A 23,659-nucleotide genomic window follows, 5' to 3' on the forward strand; every position below is an offset into this window, starting at 1 on the left:
TTGGCGGGATTACATTACCGCGCCGATCTGCCAGGGGACGAATTCGTTGCGGCCGTAGCCGAGTTCTTCCGACTTGGTGGGTTTGCCGGAGGCGACGGCGAGTATGGTTTCGAAGATCTCGCGACCCTTTTCCTCAAGCGATACGCCCTCGATGATGTCGCCGCAATTGATGTCCATGTCGTCCGGCATGCGGGCGAAGAGCTGGCTGTTGGTGGCGAGCTTGATCGACGGGACGGGCTTGCAGCCATAGGCCGAACCGCGGCCGGTGGTGAAACAGAGCATGTTGGCGCCGCCGGCGACCTGGCCGGTGGCGGCCACCGGATCATAGCCGGGCGTATCCATGTAGACGAAACCCTTGCGGTCGATGCGCTCGGCATAGCGGTAGACGCCGCGCAGCGTCGAGTTGCCGCCCTTGGCGACGGCACCCAGCGACTTTTCGAGGATCGTCGTCAGGCCGCCCGCCTTGTTGCCGGGGGACGGGTTGTTGTTCATCTCGCCGCCGTTGCGCTTGGTGTAGTCCTCCCACCAGTGGATGAGGTCGACGATCTTCTGCCCCACTTCGACGCTTTCGGCGCGGCGGGTCAGCAGGTGTTCGGCGCCATAGATCTCCGGGGTCTCGGAGAGGATCGTGGTGCCGCCTTGGCGGACCAGCATGTCGGCGGCGACGCCGAGCGCGGGATTGGCGGTCAGTCCCGAATAGCCGTCGGAGCCGCCGCATTGCAGGGCGAGCACAAGCTCGGCGGCCGAAATCGGTTCGCGTACCGAGCGGGCGGCAAACGGCAGCATGTCGCGGATGCGGGCGACGCCGGCCTCGACCGCCTTGCGGGTGCCGCCGATCTCCTGGATCGTCAGCGACTGGAAGTGGTCGCCCTCGACAATGCCGTAGGTGTCCTTCATCCGCGGGATCTGGAAGACCTCGCAGCCAAGGCCGATCAGCAGCACGGCGGCAAAATTCGGATGGCTGGCATAACCCCATTGCGTGCGCGCCAGGATATCGAAGGCCTCGCCCTTTCCGGCCATGCCGCATCCCTGGCCATGCGGCAGGGGAACGACACCGTCGATGCCGGGATAGTCGGCGAGAATGCCCGAGCGGTTGATCTCGTCGGCGACATAGTCGACGACGGTGGCGGAACAGTTCACCGAAGACAGGATGCCGATATAATTGCGCGTGCCGGCGCGGCCGTCGCCACGGCGGAAGCCTTGGAAAAAGGCGGGCACTTCGCCTGGCTGCAGGCCTTCGGCCGGTTTTGCGTCGGCGGCGAAGGCGTAGTCGCGTTCGAAGTCGTCGCCGATCGTGACATTCTTCTCATGCACCCACTCGCCCGGCTGGATATCGCCGGAAGCAAAGCCGATCACCTGGCCGAACTTGCGGATCGGCTCTCCGCGGGAGATCGGGCGGCTTGCGACCTTGTGGCCTCGGGGGATGCGGGCAAGGGCCGCGATTTCGCCCTCGACCGGGCTGCCTGCCGGCAGGTCGGCTATGGCGACCACAACATTGTCCTGCGCATTGAGCCGTAAAGTCTTCTTCGCCGTCATGTCACACCTCCAGAATAGCCTTGATCACGCCGGCTTGCGGGCGCGACCATTGAGCAAAGAGTTCCACCCCGTCCTCCAGTCTGCCCCGATGGGTATTGAGGGCCCGGGTCGGCACCCGGCCGGCCTCGATCTGGCGCACGACCTCGGCGAAGTCGTCGGGCTGGGCATTGCGGCTGGCCAGAAGTGTCACTTCCCGCTTGTGAAATTCGGGATCGGCGAAGGTGATGTCCTGGCGGACGACGGAAAGCAGCACATAGCGTGCGCCGTGATTGAGGAAATGGAAGCCGCGCTGCATTGGCACGGCGTTGCCGGTGGCGTCGATCACCACATCGTAGAATTCCCCGGCGGTGCGCCGGTCCGCTTCGCTCTCCGCCCCCTCGTCGGCCATCAGGATTTCGTCCGCTCCAAGACGCTCGAGGGCGAAGGCCAGGCGGTCCTCGCGGGTGTCCATCACGGTCACATGCGCGCCGCGGGCCTTGGCGAAGATGATCGCCGACATGCCGATAGGGCCGGAGCCGGTGACGAGCACGCGGTCCTGTGCGCCAAGATTGCTCCGTTTCACCCCATGGGCGCCGATTGCCAGGAATTCGATCATGGCGGCGTCTTCCAGCGGGATGCCGCCGGTCGGCACGACATTCTGTTCAGGCACAGAGACATAGTCCGCCATCCCGCCATCGCAGTGGACGCCGAGCACGCGGATGTTGCAGCAGGCATTGGTCAGCCCCTTGCGGCAGGCCTGGCAGGCGCCACAGGAAAGATAGGGAACGATGTAGACCGGTTCGCCCGCCTTCAGGCGGCTGCCGGCGGGCGCCTCCTCGACCGTGCCGGAGAGTTCGTGACCCATCACCCGCGGATATTCGAGGAAGGGATGCTTGCCGGCGAAGATATGGAAATCCGTTCCGCAAATGCCGACATGGCGGATGCGCACCAGAACCTCGCCCTCCTTGCGGACGGGTTCGGGACGCGAGACGAGCGAGAGACGGCCGGGTTCGTCGCAGACGAGCGCTTTCATGGGTTGTTCCTGGTTGACTTGGATGCGAGAGCTTCGAGTTCGGCATTGATCCGGTCGCGCCAGCCTCGGGCGGCGACGAGTTCGGGCGGAAAGAGCCCGGGTATGGCGAGGAAGGCGGCGGAAGGATCGGCCGGGTCGAGCGAGCTTGCGGCTGCCAGGATTTCTTCGCGGCGCGGATCGTCGCAATCCATGCGTTTGCGCACCACGGCGATCCAGAGCGCCACGACATGGGCGAATTCGGCCGCCTCGCCGCCGGAGGTCAGAGCTTCCACTGCCGCGGCAAAGATGCGCTGCGGCAGTTTCTGGCTGCAATCCATGGCGATCTGGATGTTACGATGGGCAATTGCCGGATTGGCGAAGCGTTCGATCAGCTGCCGCTGGTATTCATCGAGATCGATGCCGGCGACCGGATCGAGCGTCGGTACCACCGCTTTCATGTGTCGCCGCACCTGGTCGACGAGTTCGGGCACGGCCATGACGTCACGAACATATTCCAGGCCGTTCAGCAGGCCGAGATGGGCGATCAGCGTGTGGGAGCCGTTGAGCAGCCTGAGCTTCATCTTTTCATAGGGCTCGACCTCGCTGGCGAAGATCGCGCCGCCGGCCTCCCAGGCGGGGCGGCCGCAGACGAAGTCGTCCTCGATCACCCATTGCAGGAAAGGCTCGGTCTCGAGCGCCAGGCTGTCCTTGGCGCCGATGAGCGTTTCGGCAAGGGAGCGGGTGGCCTCGGTCGCGGCGGGAACGATACGGTCCACCATGCTGCAGGGAAAGGAGCCATTGTCGGAAATCCAGCGGGCAAGGTCCGGGTCGCGGCGTTCGGCCATATCCAGCACCAGGCGGCGGACAATCTTGCCGTTTGACGGAAGATTGTCACAGCAAAGCACGGTGAAGGGCGACACGCCCGTGGCGCGGCGCAGCGCCAGTCCCTCGACCAGGAAACCGAGCACGCCGGTCGGGGCGTGCGGATGGGCAAGGTCGGCGGCAATGGCGGGATGCGCGAGGTCCAGCCCGCCGGTCGCCGGATGCAGGCCATAGGCCTTTTCCGAGACGGTGAGCGTCACCACGCGGATCTCGGGATTGGCGAGATAGGCGAGCACTTTCTCGCTGTCGCGGGCCGCACAGACCCAGTCGACCGTTGCGCCGATCACTTCGGCGGCGTCGCCGGCGGCTCCCCGCACCACGATCGAGTAAAGGCCATCTTGAGCCTGAAGGGCCTCGACCGGCTCGGGAGAGCGCAGGTTGACGGCGACAATGCCCCAAGGTCCGAAAGAGGCGGCAAGCGCGCGCTGGGTGTAGACCGCCTGATGGGCGCGATGAAAGGCGCCGAGACCGATGTGAACAATGCCGGGGCGAAGGGCCGCCCGGTCGTAGGTGGGCCGGGCGACGGAAGCGGGCAGGGTGGTCGAGCGAGAGAGACGTTCCATGGTCAGGCCAATCCAGTGTGAGAGTGAAGCGGGGTGCATTCGATGCGGCGCAGTGTCCTGCCCTCCTGGTTCATTCAACGCCAGCGAAAGTGAGCTGCACCTTGCAGGCTAGGGAGCGGTCCCCGGCCTGTTCGAAGGCCTCGACCGCTTGTTCGAGCGGAAATGCATGGGAAATGATCGGCCTGACGTCGATCGTCCGGGTGGAGATCAGCGCCACGGCCCCGGCGAATTCGCGATCGAAGCGTTGCGAACCGCGCCAGACGATTTCCTTGCCGACCAGCGCATTGAGGGGAATGGTGATGTCGCCGGTGACGCCGACCTGGACGATGGTGCCGCGCGGCTTCACCGCGGCGAAGGCCGAGCGCAGCGCCGGGCCGGCCGCCGAACAGTCGAACACCACGTCGAACCGGCCCTTGTCGACTTGCCAGGGCGAGAGGCCATCGGGATCTGTCGCCACGTTGATCGTCGTGGTCGCGCCCATGGCCGGGGCGCGAGACAGGGCGGCGTCGCTGAGGTCGGTGGCGACAATTTCATCGGCGCCGGCATGGCGCACGGCGGCGATCGTCAAAAGTCCGATCGGGCCGGCGCCGCAGACGAGCACGCTGGCGCCGCTCAGATCGCCGGCCTGGGCGGCCGCATGCAGGCACACCGCCAGCGGCTCGGCGCAGGCCGCTTCTCCGGGCGTGATGCCCTCGGCGACGGGATGGCACTGGATCGCCGGAACGATGAGGCGGTCGCGAAGCAGGCCCTGTTCGTGCGGCAGGCGCATGGCGCTGCCCATGAAGCGCATCGACAGGCAATGGATCGGCTGGCCGATGCCGCAATAGTGGCACTGGCCGCACGGCTGCGACGGGTTGACGGCGACCAGCATTCCGGGCGCGATGCCGACAACATCCTCGCTGATGGTTTCAACATGGCCCGAGGCCTCATGGCCGGCGATGATCGGCTCGCGCACGCGCACCGGCCCGAACCCGCCATCCTGGTAGTAGTGGAGATCCGATCCGCAGATGCCGCCGGCGGCCATGCGCAGCAGGACCTCTCCGGCCCTGAGTTCAGGAAGGTCCTCGGTCTCGATCCGCAAATCGCGTTGTCCGTGAAGTCGCGCCACCCGCGTCAGCATGTCCGAAACTTTCTTTCTGTCCTTGAAATGAGCGGTCTTGCCCGCGCGCCGGGGCACGCGGGCTTATTTGTCAGCGGATCAGGCCAAGCTGCGTCGGCAGCCAGAGCGTGAGGGCCGGAATGAAGGTGATCAACAGCAGGGCGACGAACAGCGGGATCATCCAGGGCAGGATGGCCATGGTCGTGCGTTCCACCGACAATTTCGAGATCCGCGACAGCACGAACAGCACCATGCCGACCGGCGGGGTCAAGAGACCGATCATCAGGTTCAAGGTGATGATCAGACCGAGATGCACCGGGTCGATACCGTAGCGGGCCGCGACCGGCATGAGGATCGGCACCAGGATGGAGATGGCGGCGATCGTGTCGAGGAAGGCGCCGATGATCAGCAGCAGGATGTTGACCAGGATGAGGAAGGTCCACCAGTTGTCTGTCAGCGAGAACATGAAGTCGGAGAACAACTGGGCCGCCTGACTGACCGTCAAAAGCCAGGCGAAGATCGAGGCTGCCGTGACGATGAACAGCACCGAAGCCGTCGTCTCGATCGTGTCGAACGAGGCCTTGGCCAGCGCCCTGAAGGTCATGGTGCGGTAGCGTACCAGGCCGAGGAACAGCGACCAGATCACCGCAGCGACAGCCGCTTCCGTGGGCGTGAACCAGCCCATGGTCATGCCGCCGATCAGAAGAACCGGGGTCATCAGCGCCATGACCGCGTGGAAATCGAAAAACCAGTCGAGCGCGACGAGCAGGACCAGCCCGATCAACACCGCGACATTGACGGACAGTCCCGCCATGATCAGCAGATAGATCGCCGCGGGGAAGCACAGAACGATGACGATCTCGAGCGAGGCGCCCATCAGCCGGCGCAGTTCGAACGGCGTGTCCGAACCCCAGCCCTTGCGACGGGCAAAGATGTAGACGGTCAGCATCAGCAGCGCAGTCATGACGATGCCGGGCAGAATGCCGGCCATGAACAGCGCGCCGATCGAGGCATTGGCCATCATGCCGTAGATGACGAAGGGCAGCGAGGGCGGGAAGATGGGGCCGAGCGTGGCCGAGGCGGCGGTGACGCCGACGGCTGCCTCGACCGGATAGCCGTGATCCTTCATTGCCTTGATTTCGATCGTGCCGATGCCGGCGGCATCGGCAAGTGCGGTGCCGGACATGCCGGAGAAGACCACCGAGCCGATGATGTTGACCTGGGCCAGGCCGCCCTTCATCCAGCCGACCAGCGACAGGGCGAAATGGTAGATGCGTCCGGTGACGCCGGCGATGTTCATCAGATTGCCGGCCAGGATGAAGAAGGGCACGGCGATCAGCGGAAAGCTCTCGACGCCGGCGATCATGCGCTGCGCGGCGATGATATCGGGGGCGACGCCGTAGACCAGGAGATAGGATAGCGAGGCAACGGCCATGGCGACGGCGACCGGCGTGCCGATGATCATGAGCAAAAGGAAGGCACCGATGAGAAGCAGCACTGTTTTATACTCCTGCCGGAATGTCGGCTTCTTCAGCCTGCTCGCGAACCGTCTTTGCGCTGGTCATGTCCTTGACGAGGTTCTGCACCGAACGGACGAACATCAGGGCGAAGGAGGCCAGCACCGTGTAGAAGACGAAGCCGCGCGGAAGGTCGACCGTGACCATGCGTTCGCTGCCCACCACTGCCACATAGCGCCACATCAGCCAGGTGGCGTAGGCGAAGAAGCCGATGACGACGAGATCCACGGCGCCTTGGAGAAGGCGTGCGGCGCGCTTCGACATCAGGCGATAAAGCAGGTCGACCTGGATATGGCGGCACATGCGCACGCACATGACCGAACCGAGAAAGACGATGACGACGAGACAGTTGGCGGCGATCTCCTCCGTCCAGGCCAGGCTGTTGTTCAAGGCATAGCGGGTGAAGAACTGCAGGAAGACGCAAGCCGCCATGCCCCAGAAGATGGCCAGCGTCAGCCAGTCCTCGATCGCGTAGCGCGAGAGATCGGCCGGGCCGGTGTCCTCCTCGAAGGCGTGCGCCATCTCGTCCACGCTGATCGGCGCGTGTTTTTGGTCGGTCATGGGAAAGCTCCAGCGAGCGGAATTTGCGAAGGTGAAACCCGGCGCCGATGAGGCGCCGGGAGTGGCGCGATCACTGGACCGCGCGGATGGCTTCCCAGTCGGCCTTGTCGTAGCCGAATTCCTCGAAGGTGACCTTTTCGAGAACGGTCTTCTCGAAGTCGGCCTTGTCGACCGTGACGACGTTGATGCCTTTTTCCTTGAAGGTGTCGACCAGCTTGTTCTCGCGCTCTTCGATGATCTTGGTGGCGCGCGCGGCGGCTTCCTGCATCACCTCGGTGAAGATCGCCTTGTCTGCATCGGAGAGATTGCCCCACAGCGTCTTGGAAACGACGGTGTTCAGGTGGTCGACGATGTGGCCGGTGAGGACGATGTTCTTCTGCACCTCGTAGAACTTCTTGGCCTCGATGGTCGTCAGCGGATTTTCCTGGGCCTCGACGGTGCCGTTCTGCAGCGCCAGGTAGACTTCGGCAAAGGCGATCGGCGTGGTGTTGGCGCCGCAGGCGCGCGGCATGGCGAGATAGGCCGGGACGTCCGGAACGCGGATCTTCAGGCCGGCCATGTCGGCGCATTTCTCGATCGGCTTGTTGGAGGTCGTGTGGCGGGTGCCGTAATAGGTGACGGCGGTGATGTGGTTGCCGGTGGCATCCTCATAGCCCTTGGACAGGCGCTTGAATATGTCGCTTTTCGTGTAGGCCAGAAGATGGCTCGGGTCCCGGAAGATATAGGGGAAATAGGTGACGCCGATCGGCTTGAAGTCGCGTGCGGCGAAACTCGAGCCGGAAATGATGATGTCGACGGTACCGAGCTTCAGGCCCTGGTTGATGTCGGCTTCCTTGCCGAGCTGCGAGGCCGGATAGACTTCGACCTTGTAGCGACCCTCGGTGCGCTTGGCGATCTCCTCGGCAGCCCATACCGATTCGGTATGGAATGGCTCCGAGGTCTCATAGACATGGGCCCATTTCAGCACCGTTTCGGCCTGAGCCGCCAGAGCCGACACCAGGATAAGCGCGGTTGCGCCAAGGATGGTCTTCAATCTGAATGTCATTCTTTCCTCCCGAAATTGATTTCAGACTTCTCTCTCCTGCTCCTCCGCTGAATGCGGCAGGATCAGTCTTCCCTCGCCGGCTCCTCCCCGAAGCTTTCTGAGAATCTCTTTTGCGCCAAGGTCAGGTGCCGGCGCATGGCCTCGCGTGCCGCGGACGGATCGCCCGCCGCGATGGCGTCGCGGATCGCCTTGTGCTCCTCGACCGCCCTCTGCCAGGTGTGGGGGCCTTCGAAATAGCTCGCCAGCTTCTGGAAATAGGGCGAGGTGCGTTTGTCGATCAAAAGGCTGATGAAGTGGCGAAGCGCGGAATTGCCGATCATGTCGGCGATGGCGGAATGGAAGGCGAGGTCGGCGGCGATGGCGCGCTCGGGTTGCTCCACCGCCTGTTCCATGCGCGCGAGCATTTCGTCGAGCCGGGCGATGCCTTGCGGCGTGGCGTGGCGGGCCGCCTCCTCGGCGATGGCGCTTTCGACGATGCAGCGGGCCTGGAGGATTTCGAACGGGCCGTCGACCTCATCGGCCGGCAGGATTGCCGGCCTGCTTGCCGGCTTCTGGGCGATGTAGACGCCGGAGCCCATGCGGATCTGGATATAGCCTTCGACCTCCAAAACGATCAGGGCCTCGCGCACGGTCGGGCGGGACACGCCGAACCGCTCGGCCAGGTCGCGCTCGGCAGGAAGCCGCTCGCCGACGACCAGTTCGCCGGCTTCGATCAGCGCGCGTATCCGATCCGCGACCTGCCGATAAAGGCGGCGCGGCTCCAAGGCCACAAACATTTAAAACCTCCTCGGCGCACGTCCTCCCGTGCGCGCTTTGGTAAAGTGGTCTTACCAATTTTTCCATTAGAGCGCATAAATTTCCGGAGTCAACCGCATTTGTTGACGAAGGACAATTATGCCCGACGCTGCGCATTTCCGCGATCGGCCAGCCGATCCGGACCTTAGCGACCTGATTTACCGTGGAGTTCAAGCGGCGGAACGGATGCCCTCAGGCGGAAGCCGAGCGTGTCGTGCCCGGCTTGCGCTCCAGCCATTGCTCAAGTTCCGCCTCGGCGCGTTCCAGCGCATTGTGGTTGAGCAGCTTGCGCAGCAGCGCCACGGTGACCGCCCGGGCGCGCAGATTGAACCGGCCTTCCTCCGCATCGTCGCCGACCGGCTGATAGACGCCGAGTTTCTCATAGAGCTGCTGCAGGCGGTTCTGGACGCTGCGCAGCGACAGATTGCGGCGGCGCGCAATGGCCCTGTCGGTCAGCCCGAGGGCGATGTCGATCAAGATTTCATATTCCGAATCGGAAAAGCCCTTGGCATGGCCGAGGCTCTTCTGCTGCAGGCCGCGAACCTCCCGGTCGATCACGCATTGGCCCTCGATGAAGATAGACCGCAGGGCGAGGCGCAGGCGCTCGTCGGATGCGGATTTCAGCACGTAGCCATAGGCCGCACCTTCCGGCACGATGCGGGCAATGCCGCGGACATTGGCCTCGTCGGCATAGTTCGACCAGAACAGAATGTGGGTGTCCGGCCGCTCCTTCCAGATCGTCCGGGCGGCCTCGATGCCGTTTCGCGGGCTCATCTGCAGGTCCATGACGATGAATTCCGACCGCTGCTCGCGCGCCAGCTTCTCGCCGGTGAGGCCGTTCTCGGCTTCGAAAACGGTGTCGCATTCCGGCAGGGCAGAGCGTACGGCCTCGTTGAGATAGGCTCGGTGAAGCGCATCGTCTTCGATAATCAGAACCTTCATGCGTGGTCCTCCTGTGCCTGATCCGGCAGCGGCATGCAGACGCGGACAAAGGTCTCGTCGTTCTCCCGGCCATAGTTGAACCCGGCTGAAATCAGTCGGGCCCGGGTCGCCATGTTCTCCAGTCCGCTGCCGGGCCTTCGCGCCACCTTGCCGATGCCGATGCCGCTGTCGCGGATCTCCAGCAGCAATTTTCCGTTCGAGCAGGCAAGGCGAACGGTGATACGGTCACCCTGGGAATGGCGAATGGCATTGTTGATCGCCTCCTGGGCGATGCGGAACAGTGCGACACGCACGGAATGCCCCAGCCGGTCGGTCGCACCATCAGTCTCGTCGAGAAGCTGATGATCGATGCTCATCCCGCTGTCCTTGACCGAGCGTTCGAGATGATTCTCGATGGCATCGGCAAGGCCGAACAGTTGCAGGACGGAGGGCCGGGCCTCCTCGATGATCTGCCTGAGGTCCTGCATCGAGTGCTGCAGGCTGCGAAACAGGGGCTCGAGCGTCTCGCCGCTGATCGACGGCATGAGGCTCAGCCGTTCCAGCCGCTTGGCGAAACGGGTGAGGTCGGCCAGCGTCTGGTCGTGCAGGTCCATGCCGATCCTCTGGCGTTCGGCCTCCAGGGCCTCCGTCAGCCGCAAGGCGCCGAGGCGCAAGCCTTCCTCGCGCGCCCGCGCCTCGGCCTCGATGATGGCCGAGCGCTTCGCCTGCTCGGCGGCGCGCAGCGCGAAGAAATAGGGAGCGAGCAGGTCGGCGATCGAGCGGGCCCGCGCCAGGTCCGCCGCGGTATAGAAATCGGCTTGAAGGCTGGAGCAGGACAGGGCGCCGATGACCTCGCCGTGCACTTTGAGCGCCACGTGCAGGCGGCTCCGCAGACCATAGTCGAAAATCGGCTTGGAAAAGGCGCCGGGGAAGTTGAAGGCAGGGTCGGTGCTCGCATCGGCCGTCAGCATCTGATCGACCTTGCCGGTGAGGAGATCGCGGATCGGACTGTTGGCGATCAAAGCCGCGGACATCTTGCCCCAGTCGGTCTCGAAACCGCTTTCATAGGCGGTGTGGTAGGTGCTGCCCGGCGTGATGATGCAGACATCCATGTGGTCGTTGGGAATGATCAGGTTGATTTCCTTGGCCACCGCGCGTATGGCGGAATGGAAATCGAGCTGGCCGGCGAGCAGGCGCGAGATCGTCAGGTACTGGCCAAACAACGCGGCCGAGGCGTCTTCCAGCATCGTCTTCCTCCCCTGGCGTCGAGGCTCCCTCCCGAGCCGCGAAACCAATTCGCATTGCGCTACATTAGCGCAAGTTCCGCCAGCGGCGTCTTGCGAGGATCCGCAAATATCCTGCGGGATCCCGCAGGCTCCGTGCTTCAATTCGTCTATACAGTTTTTTTGATTTCCTCCATCCTGCTTTTCACTGAGGCGACAGACCTCAGGAAGCAACATTTCCGGATCAGCCGTTGAGGAGTGGCCCCGGAAATCCGCCGGATACCGACCGGCATCTTGGGAGAGAGACATGACCATCAGGAAAATACTCCTGGCGTCGGTGGCGCTGGTGTGCGCCGCGATGCCGATTTCCGCCCTTGCCGACACGTCCGGCAAGAAGATCGCCCTATCCAACAACTACGCCGGCAATTCCTGGCGCCAGGCCATGCTGACCAGCTGGGACAAGGTGACCAAGGAAGCCGTGAAGGCCGGTGTCGTCGCCGCGGCCGATCCCTTCACCACGGCCGAGAACCAGGCGACCGAGCAGGCCGCGCAGATCCAGAACATGATCCTGGAGGGCTATGACGCCATCGTCGTCAATGCGGCTTCCCCGACCGCGCTCAACGGCGCCGTCAAGGAAGCCTGCGATGCCGGCATCGTCGTCGTCTCGTTCGACGGCATCGTCACCGAACCCTGTGCCTGGCGCATTGCAGTCGACTTCAAGGAAATGGGCCGCAGCCAGGTCGAATACCTGTCCAAGAAGATCCCGAACGGCGGCAATCTGCTCGAGATCCGCGGCCTTGCCGGCGTGTTCGTCGATGACGAGATTTCCGCGGGCATTCATGAGGGCGTCAAGCAGTTCCCGCAGTTCAAGATCGCCGGCTCGGTCCATGGCGACTGGGCCCAGGACGTCGCCCAGCGCGCCGTCGCCGGCATCCTTCCGAGCCTGCCGGAGATCGCCGCCGTCGTGACCCAGGGTGGTGACGGCTATGGCGCCGCCCAGGCGTTCGACGCCGCCAAGCGTCCGATGCCCACGATCGTCATGGGCAATCGCGAGGACGAACTGCAGTGGTGGAAGAAGCAGAAGGACGCGAACGGCTACGAGACCATGTCGGTCTCGATCGCGCCGGGCGTCTCGACGCTTGCCTTCTGGGTCGCGCAACAGATCCTCGACGGCAAGGACGTGAAGAAGGATCTCGTGGTGCCCTTCCTGCGCATCGACCAGGACAATCTCGAGAAAAACCTCGAGACCACGGAGAAGGGCGGGGTCGCCAACGTCGAATACTCGCTCGAGGACGCGCAGGCGGTCATCAACAGCAAGTAACGGTCTCAACACGGCGGAGCTTCACGCCGCCGTGACTCCCGCCACCCGGCGCCCCCAACCTGGCGCCGGGTGGTCATCCCATGAATTTTCGGACGAACATTGGCCAAAGGCATGAGTATTGAAGCCGAACAGCAGGCGGTCGTCTCCGCGCGCGGGATCAGGGTCGAGTTCGGCGCGGTCAAGGCGCTCGACGGCGTCGACCTGACCATCCTTCCCGGCGAGGCGGTCGGACTGGTCGGCCATAATGGTGCCGGCAAGTCGACCATCGTCAATGTGATCAATGGTGGACTGCTGCCGCATCAGGGCACGATCGCCTATGGCGGCGTGGAGGGTGTCGGCGGCATCGCCACGGCCCGCGCCAACGGCGTACGCTGCGTGTTCCAGGAACTGTCGCTCTGCCCGAACCTTACCATCGTCGAGAACACCCGCGTCATGCATGCCGGGCTGAAGGGTTTCGGCTGGCGCAAGCGGGCACTGTCACTCATCCGCAGCAAACTCGACGAGATCTTTCCCGGCAATCACATCGACTGCTCCGCGACGGTGGGCGAACTGTCGATCGCCGAGCGGCAGATGGTGGAGATCGCCATCACCTTTGCCGCAGTCACCGAGGCGCCGCGTCTGGTCATCCTGGACGAGCCGACCTCGTCGCTGGACGCAGGCCTTGCCGAGCAATTGCTCGCCCATGTCCGTCGTTTCGTCGCGTCGGGCGGGTCGGTGCTGTTGATTTCCCATATCCTCGGCGAGATCCTCTCGACCTCCAGCCGGATCGTCGTGATGAAGGATGGCCGGGTGGTGACGTCGCGGCCGGCGGGCGGATTCAGCGTGCATAGCCTCGTCGAAGCCATGGGCAGCGTGGTCAAGGAACGCATGCGCGGGGTTGGCAAGGAGCGTCAAGATGCGCCCTTCACGATCGACCGACCGCCCGAGGAGGGGTCGCAGATCGGCTTTCGTGCCCGCAGCGGCGAGATCATCGGGCTTGCCGGACTTGGCGGACATGGTCAGACCGACATGCTGCTTGCCCTGTTCCGCGACCGTAGCGGCAACTGGCTTCCCGGTCACGGTGACGCGATTGCCTTCGTTGCGGGCGACCGCGCGCTCAACGGCACCTTTCCCCTCTGGAGCATATTGAAGAATCTTTCGATCGGCAGCCTGCCTCATCTTTCGCGGCTCGCCGCGATCGGCGCACCGCGAGAAGAGGCACTCGGCGCAGACTGGAAGCAACGCATGGAGATCCGCACGCCGGACATGAACAATCCGATTCTCTCGTTATCCGGCGGCAACCAGCAGAAGGTGCTGTTTGCCCGGGCGCTCGCCACCAAAGCCGATATCGTGCTGATGGACGACCCGATGCGCGGCGTCGACATCGGCACCAAGCAGGAGGTCTATGCCATTCTGAGATCGGAGGCCGACCGCGGCCGGACATTCATCTGGTACTCCACCGAAATGGACGAAATCTGCCTGTGCGACCGGGTCTATGTGTTCAGGGACGGGGCGATTGTCGCGGAACTCGTGGGCGACGCGATTGAGGAGAAGAGCGTGCTTTCCGCATCCTTCTCGGGAGATGCGGTATGACGACACCTTCCGCATCCACCCTGCGCCTGATGCTGCCGGCCGTGTCGCTTGCGATCCTTTTGGTCGCCATCTTCTACATGCAGCCGCGGGCCATGAGCTATACCGGGCTCAACCTGCTGTTCAACCTGGCCGTACCGATCGCGCTTGCGACGATCGCCCAGATGCTGATCATCGCGGTCAACGATCTGGACCTGTCGATCGGTACTTTCGTCAGTTTCGCCGCCTGCGTCACGGCGGTCTACATGCCGACCGCCCCGTTGACGGCGATCGCCATCCTGTCTGCCGCGATCGCCGTCTATGCCGCGCTCGGTATGATCATCCACGTGCGCGACCTGCCGTCGATTGTCGTCACGCTCGGCATGAGCTTCGTCTGGGGCGGGCTGGCCGTCATCATTCTGCCGGCGCCGGGCGGCGAAGCGCCGGCCTGGTTGCGCGCGATGATGATTTCCAAGCCGCCGCTCCTGCCGATGGCCATCGTCGCAAGCCTGCTGATCGCCCTGGTTGCCCACCTGCTGGTCATGCGCACCACCTTCGGCGTGCTGATGCGCGGCGTCGGCGGCAATGCCCGATCGGTTGCGCGCGCCGGCTGGTCGGTGCTGTGGATCAAGGGTGCGACCTATGCGGCGGCGGGCTTCTTCGCCATCCTGTCGGGCATTGCGCTGGTTGGTCTCACGACCTCGGCGGATGCCAATATCGCACTGCGTTACACGCTCCTGTCGATCGCCGGCGTCATTCTCGGTGGCGGTGAATTCGTCGGTGGACGCGTCTCGCCGGTCGGTGCCGTGATCGGCGCGCTGACGCTGACACTGGCCGGCTCGTTCCTGTCCTTCCTGCGCATCTCGCCCGACTGGCAGATCGGCGCGCAGGGGGCGATCCTCATCATCGTGCTCGGGCTTCGGCTGGTGCTCAACCGCCGCGGCCAGGAGGAGAAGCAGCCATGAACCGTCTGACCGCTCTCTCCCGCAAACCCTGGATCTGGTCGTTCGTTGCCGCCATCGCGACCTGGATCATAACGGTGCTGTTTACCGGAGGCGCCAGTTCAGCGGGCCTGTCCCAGGCCGCGCTTACCTTTGGCGCCTTTTCCATCATTGTCGGTCTCGGCCAGATGCTGGTGATCACCCTTGGGCCGGGCAATGTCGATCTCTCTGTGCCGGCGACGATGACGCTGTCGGGCACGATCGCGCTCAAGGTGATGGACGGGCAGGATTCGCTGATTGTGGTCGGCCTGCTCCTGGCAATCCTGATCGGCGTGGTCGTCGGTGTGCTGAACTATGCGCTGATCAAGCTGCTGCGCATTCCGCCGATCATCGCCACGCTGTCGATGAGCTTCATCGTCCAGTCCTCGGCCATATGGTACAATCGCGGCCTCAGGATCAAGCCGCCCGAAACCCTGGCGCAGTTCACCACCTCGACGACGCTCGGCATTCCCAACATCGCGCTGGTGGCGCTTGTATTGTCCGTCGCGGTGTGGTGGCTGCTGGATCGGGCCATCTTCGGACGCTGGATCTCGGCGATCGGCCAGAGCCGTTTCGCCGCCCGCATGGCCGGTATCCCCGTCGACGGCTCGCGCCTGCTGACCTATGTGCTGTGCGCTGTGCTCGCGGCCACCTGCGGCTATCTGCTGGCGAGTTTCTCAGGCGGCGCCGCGCTCAACATGGGATCGGAATATCTGCTGATGTCGATCGCCGTGGTCGTCATCGGCGGCTCGGCGGTCGCCGGCGGAAATTCCAACGTGCCGGGCATCTGGGGTGCATCGCTCTTCATGTTCCTGGTCGTCTCGATGCTCAACACCTATGGCTTCGGCGCAGGCGTGCGCCTGATCCTCACCGGCCTGATCATCTTCACCGTCATCCTGCTCGCAAGCCGTCCTCAGCGGGGCGTCCGGTGACGCATCGTCCATTTCATTCTTCAGTCTTTCGGGAATACGGCCATGGTGACTGTCCCTTCATCGATTTACGAAATCAGAGATCCGCGGTTTCGGCAGTTGATCGTGCCGAGTGCCGGGCTGGATGAGCTCTATTCCGATTGCCGCTGGGCCGAAGGCCCGGTCTGGTTCGCCGATCTCAACTGCCTTTTGTTCAGCGACATCCCCAACCAGCGCATGCTCCGCTGTTCGCCCGGCGGGGATGTGTCGGTCTTCCGCGAGCCGTCCAATTTCACCAACGGCAACACCCGTGACCGCCAGGGCCGGCTGATTTCCTGCGAGCATGGAACGCGCCGCGTGACCCGCACTGAAGTCGATGGAAGCATCACGGTACTTGCCGACAGCTTTGAGGGAAAGCGGCTTAACTCGCCGAACGACGTGGTGGTCCGATCGGATGGCAGCGTGTGGTTCACCGACCCCACCTACGGCATCCTGTCAGACTATGAGGGCTACCGCGCCGAGCCGGAGCAGCCGACACGCAATGTCTATCGCCTCGATCCGGCAAGCGGCGCTCTTTCGCTCGTCGCCGACGATTTCCGCCAACCGAACGGTCTGGCCTTCTCGCCCGACGAGACGATGCTCTATGTGGCGGATAGCGCCAGAAGCCACGACGAGACGGCGCCGAGCCATATTCGTGTCTTCGACGTCGAGGACGGCACCCGCCTGGTGAACGGTCGGGTGTTCTGCGATCTCGACAACGGCATTCCCGACGGATTGCGCACCGACACGGCCGGCAATGTCTGGACCAGTGCGGGAGACGGCGTGCATTGCTTCGCGCCTGACGGGACCCTGCTCGGCAAGATCCTGGTGCCGCAGACCGTCGCCAACCTGACCTTCGGCGGGCTGCGTCGCAACCGGCTCTTCATCACCGCAACGCGCTCGCTCTATGCCGTCTACACCACGGCCACCGGCGCCCAGTATCCATGAGGCAGCTTGCCGAACCGGGCATCGGACCTCACCTCTTTGCATCATTTCTGCCAGGGAGCCCCGGCCATGAACGCTGCCATTTCGCCGATCATCATCCTCAACCCCGCCGATGACGTCGGCGTTGCCCGCAAGGCGATTGCCGCCGGCGCGCCGGCCGGGCCGGAAGGGCTGGTGGCCAAGGTCCAGATCGGGCGTGGCCACAAGATCGCGCTGCACGCCATTGCCAAGGGCAAGGAGGTGCTGAAGTTTGGCCAGGTCATCGGGGTTGCGTCGGAACCGATCGAGGCAGGGGCGCATGTGCACCTGCACAATCTGTCCATGATCGAATCGCATCACGCTTACGAATTCGGCGGTGTCCCCGGCCCGGAACTGTTGCCAAAGGCCGAACGGCGCTCCTTCATGGGCTTCGACCGGGGGGCGGGTGGGGTCGGCACCCGCAACTACATCGGTATCATTTCATCGGTGAACTGTTCGGCGACCGTCTCGCGCTATGTGGCGGAGCATTTCAACCGGCATCACGGGCTCGAGGGTTTTCCCAATGTCGACGGCGTGGTGGCTCTGACCCATGGCAGCGGCTGCGCCATCAACACCAAGTCCGAGGGTTATGAGATCCTGACCCGAACCATCCAGGGCTATGCCCGCCATCCGAATTTCGGTGGCATTCTGATGATCGGCCTCGGTTGCGAGACCAACCAGATCGCCCCCATCCTGGAGCATTACAAGCTTGCCGAAGGCGCGCTTCTCAAGACCATGACGATCCAGCATACGGGTGGCACGCGCAAGACCATCGAGGCGGCCTGCGAGGCGATTCAGGAAATGCTGCCGCTCGTCAATGCGGTCGGCCGCACGCCCCAGCCGCTGTCCGGCATCAAGCTTGCGCTCGAATGTGGCGGATCGGATGGCTATTCAGGCATTTCGGCCAATCCCGCACTTGGTTTTGCTTCCGATCTGCTGGTCCGGAACGGAGGTACGTCGGTGTTGGCCGAGACGCCGGAAATCTACGGCGCCGAGCATTTGCTGACGCGTCGCGCGGTCAGTCCGGCGGTTGCCCAGAAGCTTCTCGATCGGATCGAATGGTGGCGCAACTACACGGCGCGAAACGGTGACGAACTCAACAACAATCCCTCCTTCGGCAACAAGCTCGGCGGGCTCACCACCATCCTCGAGAAATCGCTGGGGGCGGTCGCCAAGGGCGGCTCCATGCCGCTGTCGGCCGTCTACGAATATGCCGAGATGATCACCGAGTCCGGCTTCGTCTTCATGGATACGCCCGGCTATGACCCGGTCGCGGTAACGGGCCAGGTCGCGGGTGGCTGCAACGTCATCTGTTTCACCACCGGCCGCGGTTCGGTTTCCGGTTTCAAGCCGGCGCCCTGCATCAAGATCGCTACCAATTCTGAAATGTACCGCCACATGCAGGAGGACATGGACCTCAACTGTGGCGACATCGTCACGGGCGACGATACCATCGAGGCGGCCGGCCGGCGGATCTTCGAGGAGGTGATTGCCGTCGCCTCGGGCAAGAAGACCCGCAGCGAGGAATTCGAATACGGAGATAACGAGTTCGTTCCGTGGCAGGTGGGAGCGGTCACCTGAGGGAGTCGGACCCTCCCTTGCCAGGTTGAAAGCGGCACGTAACCTGCGAGGCTCGAACGAAAGACGGGCCAATCGTCGATCGGCCCGTCCCGAAGTTGGTTGTCAGGCTGCCAGTCTGGCACCGTCCAGCGGGATCTCGACTTCGATCTCCAGGATCGAAACGTGCTGGTCGCGCTCCATGGTGACGTGAACCTTGTCGCCGTCGACCTGCACGTGCCGGGCGATCACCGCGAGGATCTCCTCGCGAAGCACGGCGACGAGATCGGAACCGGCCGAGGCGCGTTCGTGGGCGAGAAGGACCTGCAGGCGCTCGCGCGCGGTCGGTGCCGACTTCTGTTTGCGGAACAGGCTGAAAATGCTCATGCTGCCCTCCGTGCGAAAATCTTGCCGAAGAGCCCCCGCTTTTCGCCGGGAATCTCGATGGGCACTTCCTCGCCGCAAAGCCTGCGCGCCGCGTCGAAATAGGCGAGCGCCGGTGCGCTGCGGGCATCGGCAAGCGTGACCGGTGCGCCGATATTGGAGGCACGAAGAACATCCATGCTTTCCGGAATGATCCCGAGAAGGGGGATCGACAGGATCTCCAGGACGTCGTCGACCTTGAGCATGTCGCCGCGCTGGGCCCTGTTGGCGTCGTAGCGGGTCAAAAGCAGGTGCTTCTCCATGCGCTCGCCCTGTTCGGCCTTGACGGTCTTGGCGTCGAGCAGGCCGATGATGCGGTCGGAGTCCCGGACGGAGGAAACCTCCGGATTGGTCACCACCACGGCCACGTCGGCATGGCGCATGGCCAGCGTCGCGCCACGCTCGATGCCGGCGGGGCTGTCGCAGATGACCCAGTCGAAATAGCGCCTGAGCTCGTTGATCACCTGTTCCACGCCTTCGGGCGTCAGATTGTCCTTGTCCCGGGTCTGGGAGGCTGGCAGCAGGAAGAGCGTGTCCACGCGCTTGTCGCGGATCAGCGCCTGCTGAAGCTTGGCGTCGCCCTGGATGACATTGACCAGATCATAGACGACCCGGCGTTCCGCACCCATGACCAGATCGAGATTGCGCAGGCCGACGTCGAAGTCGACCACGACGACCTTCTCGCCACGCTGCGCGAGCGCTGCACCCAGTGCGGCGCTCGAGGTTGTCTTGCCAACCCCTCCCTTGCCGGACGTGACGACGACTACCTTCCCCATCTTCATCTCCTGTTCTTGGCCTTTCCGGCTCAATTGAGTTTGTCTGCCTTGAGCGTCTCGTCGTCGAGCCACCACTGTACGGGTTGTCCGCGGAGCTCCGGTGCCATGTCCTCGGCCATCTTGTAGATGCCGTCGATGGCCACCAGTTCGGCTTCGAGCTTGCGGCAGAAAATACGGGCCGATGCGTTGCCCAGCGATCCGGCCATGGCACGCCCACGCAGGGCGCCATAAATGTGAATGGAGCCGCCGGCGATGACTTCGGCGCCAGAGGCGACCGAGCCGATCACGGTCACGTCTCCGTCGGCAAAGGTGACCGACTGGCCCGAACGGACCGGTTCGCGGATGATCAGCGACTGGAGCGCCTGGCGCGTGACAGGCGGCTCCTCGGCCTTCGTCTGCGTAGCCGGCGAAACTTCAGCCGCCTCGCTCGTCGCCACTTCGAAATCGGCGGCCGGGCGGCCACCCTTCAGGGCGGGCGGCATTCCGGGTTCGATCAGCGAAGGCCTTCCGCCCTCGATGCCCATGACGCTGACATTGCGTTTGCGAAGCTCTGCCAGCAGATCCTTCAGCTGGGGACGATCGATGGCCAGATCCGTGACGTCGAGGACGACGGGGCGGCCAAGAAAGAAACCCGCCGAACGCGCGGCGAGGTCGTCCAGCCTTGCCAGCCACTCATCGAGCGGCAGATCGGGCGAGAGTACGACCGCCATAAAGGAGCGGCCCTTGATTCGGATCGAGCGGGCGTCTGTTAGCACTTTGGTCATCTGGGTTAATGATTGGTTAGTTCTTGCTAGCCTCCCCATGGTTAACAAAGCGTTAACGCGCTTGCGCGGCGAGCGCCGGCTGGAAAGATTTTGCCTGCTTCACAACCAGTGGCAGGTCGATCGGCCGGGTGAGGATGACGGTCATTTACAGGTCACCGATCTGCCTGCACGACAGCGCGGCAGCCTGATGAAGCCGGCGGCTCGCATAAGGCTAGCAAGGGGATGATTCGCCACCCCGGTCCGGATCAAAGATGATCGTCGTTTCGGTCGGCCAGGATCGCCGGTCGCCTGAGGTGCTGGTCGGGCTGGCCGGTCACCTCAGGGAATCACTGTCACGCCCACGCCACCAGTACCAGGCGAGGTATTTTGCCTTCCGGTCCGGTTGGCTAGCCTTCAGAAAGCTTCGGATGCTGCGCAATTCCTTCTTTTCACACGCGGCCCAGATGAAGGTCTCAGGTTCGAGTGATCCGATCACCGCCATCGCTTCGTCGGCCAGCACCGTCGTCGCACCGGCCGGATACCGGACGCGATGAAGCCAGCGCACCTCCAGCGATCCCTGGGTGGGAAGCGGTTGCTCCTCCGCCTGGTTCTCGACCTCGATGATCGCCCGCAGGCGCGTGCCGGGTTTAGCCTCGGCGGCGATACGGGCAATCGCCGGAAGCGCCGTTTCGTCGCCGGCGAGGAAGATCGATTGGGCCCGAGGATGGCCTCCACCACCGGGACCCAGAAGCGCCACCTTGTCGCCGGGCAGGGCGTCGCGGGCGAAATCCGCGCCGGGGGTGCGCACGCCCGGCGCCGGATGCTGGAGAATGTCGATCCACAATTCGCGGCGTTCGACATCGACGGCGCGGATTGTGTAGACGCGGGCGAGAAGCGCGTCTTCTCCTTCCGGCCAGGCAAGGCGCCCGTCGGCGCGAATGCCGGGCCAGACCGGCGGCCTGCCCCTTGGCGGGACGAGAAGACGGACGTGCATGTCACCGTCGATATAGGGGGAGACATCGGCGCAGGCGACTTTGACCCGACGCATGCGTGGCGTTACATCCTCGGCCGATACGACGATCGCCTCCTGGAGATTGGCCAATCTGGTCTGCGGCGGCGGATCGGACCAGCTCAGTTCGAACGGGTCGTCCCCGGCGAAATAGAACAGGTGTTCGGCCAGCATGGTGCGGGTCAGTTGCAGCGCCTCCGCCGTGGGGCAGGCAAGCTCGATCAGCAGCCTGTCACCCTCGGCGCGGATGCCGGCGGAGCCGATCTCGCTTTTCAGCAGGACCTGGTTCTCGTTCCTCTGGACGTCGGAATGCTCGACGAAATGCTCGCAGATCTCGTCGAGCATGCCGGCGACATCCTTCGGCAGCGCGGTGCCGGAAAGCGTGAATTGCTGGGTGCCAGTCATGGCTGGTGCTCCTTGTGAATGCGCTTGGGGCGGGGTCGTCGATCGGGTCTTCAACATGGCGGATCGCTCGTCATGCGGTGTCGGCCTATCGGCAGCATGATCGGCCTGCCGGAGGTCGGATCGGTGATGATGCGGCTTTCGAGGCCGAAGACCTCGCGCACGGTCTGTTCGCTCAACACATCCTCGGGCCGTCCGGCGACATGCAGGCGTCCACCTTCGATCGCCACGAGGTGATCGGCGTAGCGGGCGGCGAGATTGAGGTCGTGCAGCACCATGACGATCGTCGTGCCGCGCGTGTGGTTGAGGTCGGTCAGGAGGTCGAGGACCTCGACCTGATGGCTGATGTCGAGGAAGGTGGTGGGTTCGTCGAGCAGAAGGATTTCCGTCTGCTGCGCCAGCGCCATGGCGATCCACACCCGCTGGCGCTGTCCGCCGGAGAGCTCGTCCACCGGTCGATCCGCGAGATCGGCGGTCTTGGTCGCGTTGAGGGCGCCCGCCACGGCCTCGTCGTCCTGGCGCGTCCAGCGCGAAAACATGCCCTGGTGGGGATGGCGGCCGCGGCTGACGAGGTCGGCAACGGTGATCCCCTCCGGCGCAATGGGAGACTGCGGCAGGAGCCCCAGCGTTCGCGCCAGCTCGCGGGTCGGGGTCCGGTGGACCGACTTGCCGTCGAGCAGGACGTGACCCTGGCGCGGTGCGATCAGTCGCGACATGGTGCGCAGCAGGGTGGACTTGCCGCAGGCATTGGCGCCGACGATCGTGGTGATCTTGCCAGGCGGGACCGCAAGGCTCAGCTCGTTCAGAACGAGCGCTTCGCCATAGCCCGCCGAAAGCGCGCTTGCGGTGAGGGAATGCATGGTCATGGCGACCCTCCCGTCCTGTTGACCCGAATGATGAGATAGATGAGGTAGGGTGCGCCCAGGGCCCCGGTCACCACGCCCACGGGATAGCGGGCCGGCAGAAGGAACTGCCCGCAATAGTCGCCGACGAGAACCAGCGTCGCGCCAACCAGTGCCGACGGAACCAGCAGCGAACCGCTGCTGCCGACCATGCGGGCGGCAATCGGGCCGGATAGGAAGGCGACGAAGGCGATCGGGCCGGCGACCGCCGTCGCGACCGAGATCATGCCGACCGCCGAGACGATGACGAGGACGCGGGTCGCGGAAACACTGACGCCGAGGGCCGCTGCCGTGTCGTCTCCCAGCCTCAGGGCCTCGAGGTCGCGCGTGCGGGCGAGCAGCAGGCCGCCGAAGAGTATCAACCCCATCAGGAGGGGCAGCGTCTGGTCGAGCTGCGCCCCGTTGACGCTTCCGGTCAGCCAGCGCATCGCCTCCTGCAGGTTCCACGTCGGTGCGCGCGACAGGATATAGGCCGTGATGCTCTCCAGCATGGCGGAAACGCCGATGCCGACGAGAATGAGACGCGTTCCGGCGACGCCGTTTTGAAACGACAGCCCGTAGACCAGCACGGCGACGCCGAGGCCCGCAGCCACGGCAAAGATGGGCACCAGCGGCCCGTCGAGCGAGAGCACGACGATGGCGAAGACGGCAGCCGTGCTGGCGCCCGAGCTGATGCCGATGATGTCCGGGCTCGCCAGCGGATTGCGCAGCATCGTCTGGAAGGCGACGCCGCCCAGGCCGAAGCTCGCGCCGGCGAGGATCGACAGGACCGCGCGGGGCAGGCGCAGCTGGCCGACGGCAAAGGTCACGCCCGGCAGGTCTTCGCCCCAGAGGAGGCGAATGACGTCTCCCGGCGGCGTGAAGGACTGGCCGCGCAGGAGGGTCAGGCCGAACATGGCGACCAGAACGACAAGAAGACCAAGGACGACGACCATGAGCCCGCGCGCGCGACGGC

At 64.2% G+C, this 23,659-nt stretch carries 22 protein-coding genes; 6 read left to right on the forward strand and 16 right to left on the reverse strand.

What is annotated here, in order from left to right; all coding sequences use genetic code 11:
- Positions 1 to 9: 9 nt before the first annotated feature.
- From DYZ14_RS08315 to DYZ14_RS08360, 10 genes are all read right to left on the reverse strand, one after another.
- On the reverse strand, positions 10 to 1,536 hold the full coding sequence (locus DYZ14_RS08315; protein WP_154720233.1) for a UxaA family hydrolase: 1,527 nt from the start codon (positions 1,534 to 1,536) through the stop codon (positions 10 to 12).
- 1 nt (position 1,537) lies between these two features.
- Positions 1,538 to 2,548 carry a zinc-binding alcohol dehydrogenase family protein gene (locus DYZ14_RS08320; RefSeq protein WP_154720234.1) on the reverse strand — a complete coding sequence of 337 codons (1,011 nt, stop codon included), beginning with the start codon at positions 2,546 to 2,548 and terminating at the stop codon, positions 1,538 to 1,540.
- Positions 2,545 to 3,972, reverse strand: coding sequence for a mannitol dehydrogenase family protein (locus DYZ14_RS08325; protein ID WP_154720235.1), 1,428 nt, complete (start codon positions 3,970 to 3,972; stop codon positions 2,545 to 2,547). Before DYZ14_RS08325 ends, DYZ14_RS08320 begins: the two co-directional genes overlap by 4 nt.
- A 70-nt stretch (positions 3,973 to 4,042) precedes the next feature.
- Complete coding sequence (locus DYZ14_RS08330) at positions 4,043 to 5,092, reverse strand: L-idonate 5-dehydrogenase (RefSeq protein WP_154720236.1); 1,050 nt, start codon at positions 5,090 to 5,092, stop codon at positions 4,043 to 4,045.
- Between the two features lie 70 nt (positions 5,093 to 5,162).
- Complete coding sequence (locus DYZ14_RS08335; RefSeq protein WP_154720237.1) at positions 5,163 to 6,569, reverse strand: TRAP transporter large permease; 1,407 nt, start codon at positions 6,567 to 6,569, stop codon at positions 5,163 to 5,165.
- A gap of 4 nt (positions 6,570 to 6,573) precedes the next feature.
- Positions 6,574 to 7,149, reverse strand: coding sequence for a TRAP transporter small permease (locus DYZ14_RS08340; protein ID WP_154720238.1), 576 nt, complete (start codon positions 7,147 to 7,149; stop codon positions 6,574 to 6,576).
- Between the two features lie 70 nt (positions 7,150 to 7,219).
- Positions 7,220 to 8,194 carry a sialic acid TRAP transporter substrate-binding protein SiaP gene (locus DYZ14_RS08345; protein WP_154720239.1) on the reverse strand — a complete coding sequence of 325 codons (975 nt, stop codon included), beginning with the start codon at positions 8,192 to 8,194 and terminating at the stop codon, positions 7,220 to 7,222.
- A gap of 62 nt (positions 8,195 to 8,256) precedes the next feature.
- Positions 8,257 to 8,970 carry a FadR/GntR family transcriptional regulator gene (locus tag DYZ14_RS08350; protein WP_154720240.1) on the reverse strand — a complete coding sequence of 238 codons (714 nt, stop codon included), beginning with the start codon at positions 8,968 to 8,970 and terminating at the stop codon, positions 8,257 to 8,259.
- A gap of 211 nt (positions 8,971 to 9,181) precedes the next feature.
- On the reverse strand, positions 9,182 to 9,931 hold the full coding sequence (locus DYZ14_RS08355; protein ID WP_154720241.1) for a response regulator transcription factor: 750 nt from the start codon (positions 9,929 to 9,931) through the stop codon (positions 9,182 to 9,184).
- A complete protein-coding gene (locus tag DYZ14_RS08360; RefSeq protein WP_154720242.1) occupies positions 9,928 to 11,157 on the reverse strand; it encodes a GAF domain-containing sensor histidine kinase in 1,230 nt (409 codons plus the stop codon). Before DYZ14_RS08360 ends, DYZ14_RS08355 begins: the two co-directional genes overlap by 4 nt.
- 283 nt (positions 11,158 to 11,440) lie before the next feature.
- On the opposite strand from DYZ14_RS08360, the gene DYZ14_RS08365 reads away from it, so the two are divergent.
- From DYZ14_RS08365 to DYZ14_RS08390, 6 genes are all read left to right on the forward strand, one after another.
- On the forward strand, positions 11,441 to 12,454 hold the full coding sequence (locus DYZ14_RS08365; RefSeq protein WP_154720243.1) for an ABC transporter substrate-binding protein: 1,014 nt from the start codon (positions 11,441 to 11,443) through the stop codon (positions 12,452 to 12,454).
- Positions 12,455 to 12,565: 111 nt separating this feature from the next.
- Positions 12,566 to 14,026, forward strand: a complete 1,461-nt coding sequence (locus tag DYZ14_RS08370; RefSeq protein ID WP_154720244.1) for an ATP-binding cassette domain-containing protein — start codon at positions 12,566 to 12,568, stop codon at positions 14,024 to 14,026.
- On the forward strand, positions 14,023 to 14,967 hold the full coding sequence (locus DYZ14_RS08375) for an ABC transporter permease (protein WP_154720245.1): 945 nt from the start codon (positions 14,023 to 14,025) through the stop codon (positions 14,965 to 14,967). Before DYZ14_RS08370 ends, DYZ14_RS08375 begins: the two co-directional genes overlap by 4 nt.
- Positions 14,964 to 15,914 (forward strand): ABC transporter permease, encoded by a 951-nt coding sequence (locus DYZ14_RS08380; RefSeq protein WP_154720246.1) that lies wholly within the window; start codon positions 14,964 to 14,966, stop codon positions 15,912 to 15,914. Before DYZ14_RS08375 ends, DYZ14_RS08380 begins: the two co-directional genes overlap by 4 nt.
- A 42-nt stretch (positions 15,915 to 15,956) precedes the next feature.
- Entirely contained in the window at positions 15,957 to 16,877 is a 921-nt protein-coding gene (locus DYZ14_RS08385) for an SMP-30/gluconolactonase/LRE family protein (protein WP_154720247.1), read from the forward strand.
- 66 nt (positions 16,878 to 16,943) lie between these two features.
- The gene (locus DYZ14_RS08390; protein WP_154720248.1) at positions 16,944 to 18,473 is read left to right on the forward strand and encodes a UxaA family hydrolase; all 1,530 of its coding nucleotides are present in this window, start codon (positions 16,944 to 16,946) and stop codon (positions 18,471 to 18,473) included.
- A gap of 102 nt (positions 18,474 to 18,575) precedes the next feature.
- On the opposite strand, the gene minE is transcribed toward DYZ14_RS08390, so the two are convergent.
- The 6 genes from minE to DYZ14_RS08420 all read right to left on the reverse strand — a co-directional run bounded on the left by minE (position 18,576) and on the right by DYZ14_RS08420 (position 23,639).
- Positions 18,576 to 18,836 (reverse strand): cell division topological specificity factor MinE, encoded by a 261-nt coding sequence (gene minE / locus DYZ14_RS08395; RefSeq protein ID WP_115670485.1) that lies wholly within the window; start codon positions 18,834 to 18,836, stop codon positions 18,576 to 18,578.
- Positions 18,833 to 19,648, reverse strand: coding sequence for a septum site-determining protein MinD (minD, locus tag DYZ14_RS08400; protein WP_154720249.1), 816 nt, complete (start codon positions 19,646 to 19,648; stop codon positions 18,833 to 18,835). Before minD ends, minE begins: the two co-directional genes overlap by 4 nt.
- A gap of 29 nt (positions 19,649 to 19,677) precedes the next feature.
- Positions 19,678 to 20,412 carry a septum site-determining protein MinC gene (minC, locus tag DYZ14_RS08405; protein WP_154720250.1) on the reverse strand — a complete coding sequence of 245 codons (735 nt, stop codon included), beginning with the start codon at positions 20,410 to 20,412 and terminating at the stop codon, positions 19,678 to 19,680.
- A 313-nt stretch (positions 20,413 to 20,725) separates the two neighbouring features.
- Positions 20,726 to 21,805 carry a DUF2218 domain-containing protein gene (locus DYZ14_RS08410; RefSeq protein WP_154720251.1) on the reverse strand — a complete coding sequence of 360 codons (1,080 nt, stop codon included), beginning with the start codon at positions 21,803 to 21,805 and terminating at the stop codon, positions 20,726 to 20,728.
- A 50-nt stretch (positions 21,806 to 21,855) separates the two neighbouring features.
- On the reverse strand, positions 21,856 to 22,668 hold the full coding sequence (locus DYZ14_RS08415) for an ABC transporter ATP-binding protein (protein WP_154720252.1): 813 nt from the start codon (positions 22,666 to 22,668) through the stop codon (positions 21,856 to 21,858).
- Positions 22,665 to 23,639 (reverse strand): FecCD family ABC transporter permease, encoded by a 975-nt coding sequence (locus DYZ14_RS08420; protein WP_195949881.1) that lies wholly within the window; start codon positions 23,637 to 23,639, stop codon positions 22,665 to 22,667. The genes DYZ14_RS08415 and DYZ14_RS08420 overlap by 4 nt, the downstream gene beginning before the upstream one ends.
- Positions 23,640 to 23,659: the final 20 nt, after the last annotated feature.

It is taken from the genome of Ciceribacter sp. T2.26MG-112.2 (assembly GCF_900492205.1).
GTDB lineage: Bacteria > Pseudomonadota > Alphaproteobacteria > Rhizobiales > Rhizobiaceae > Allorhizobium > Allorhizobium naphthalenivorans_A.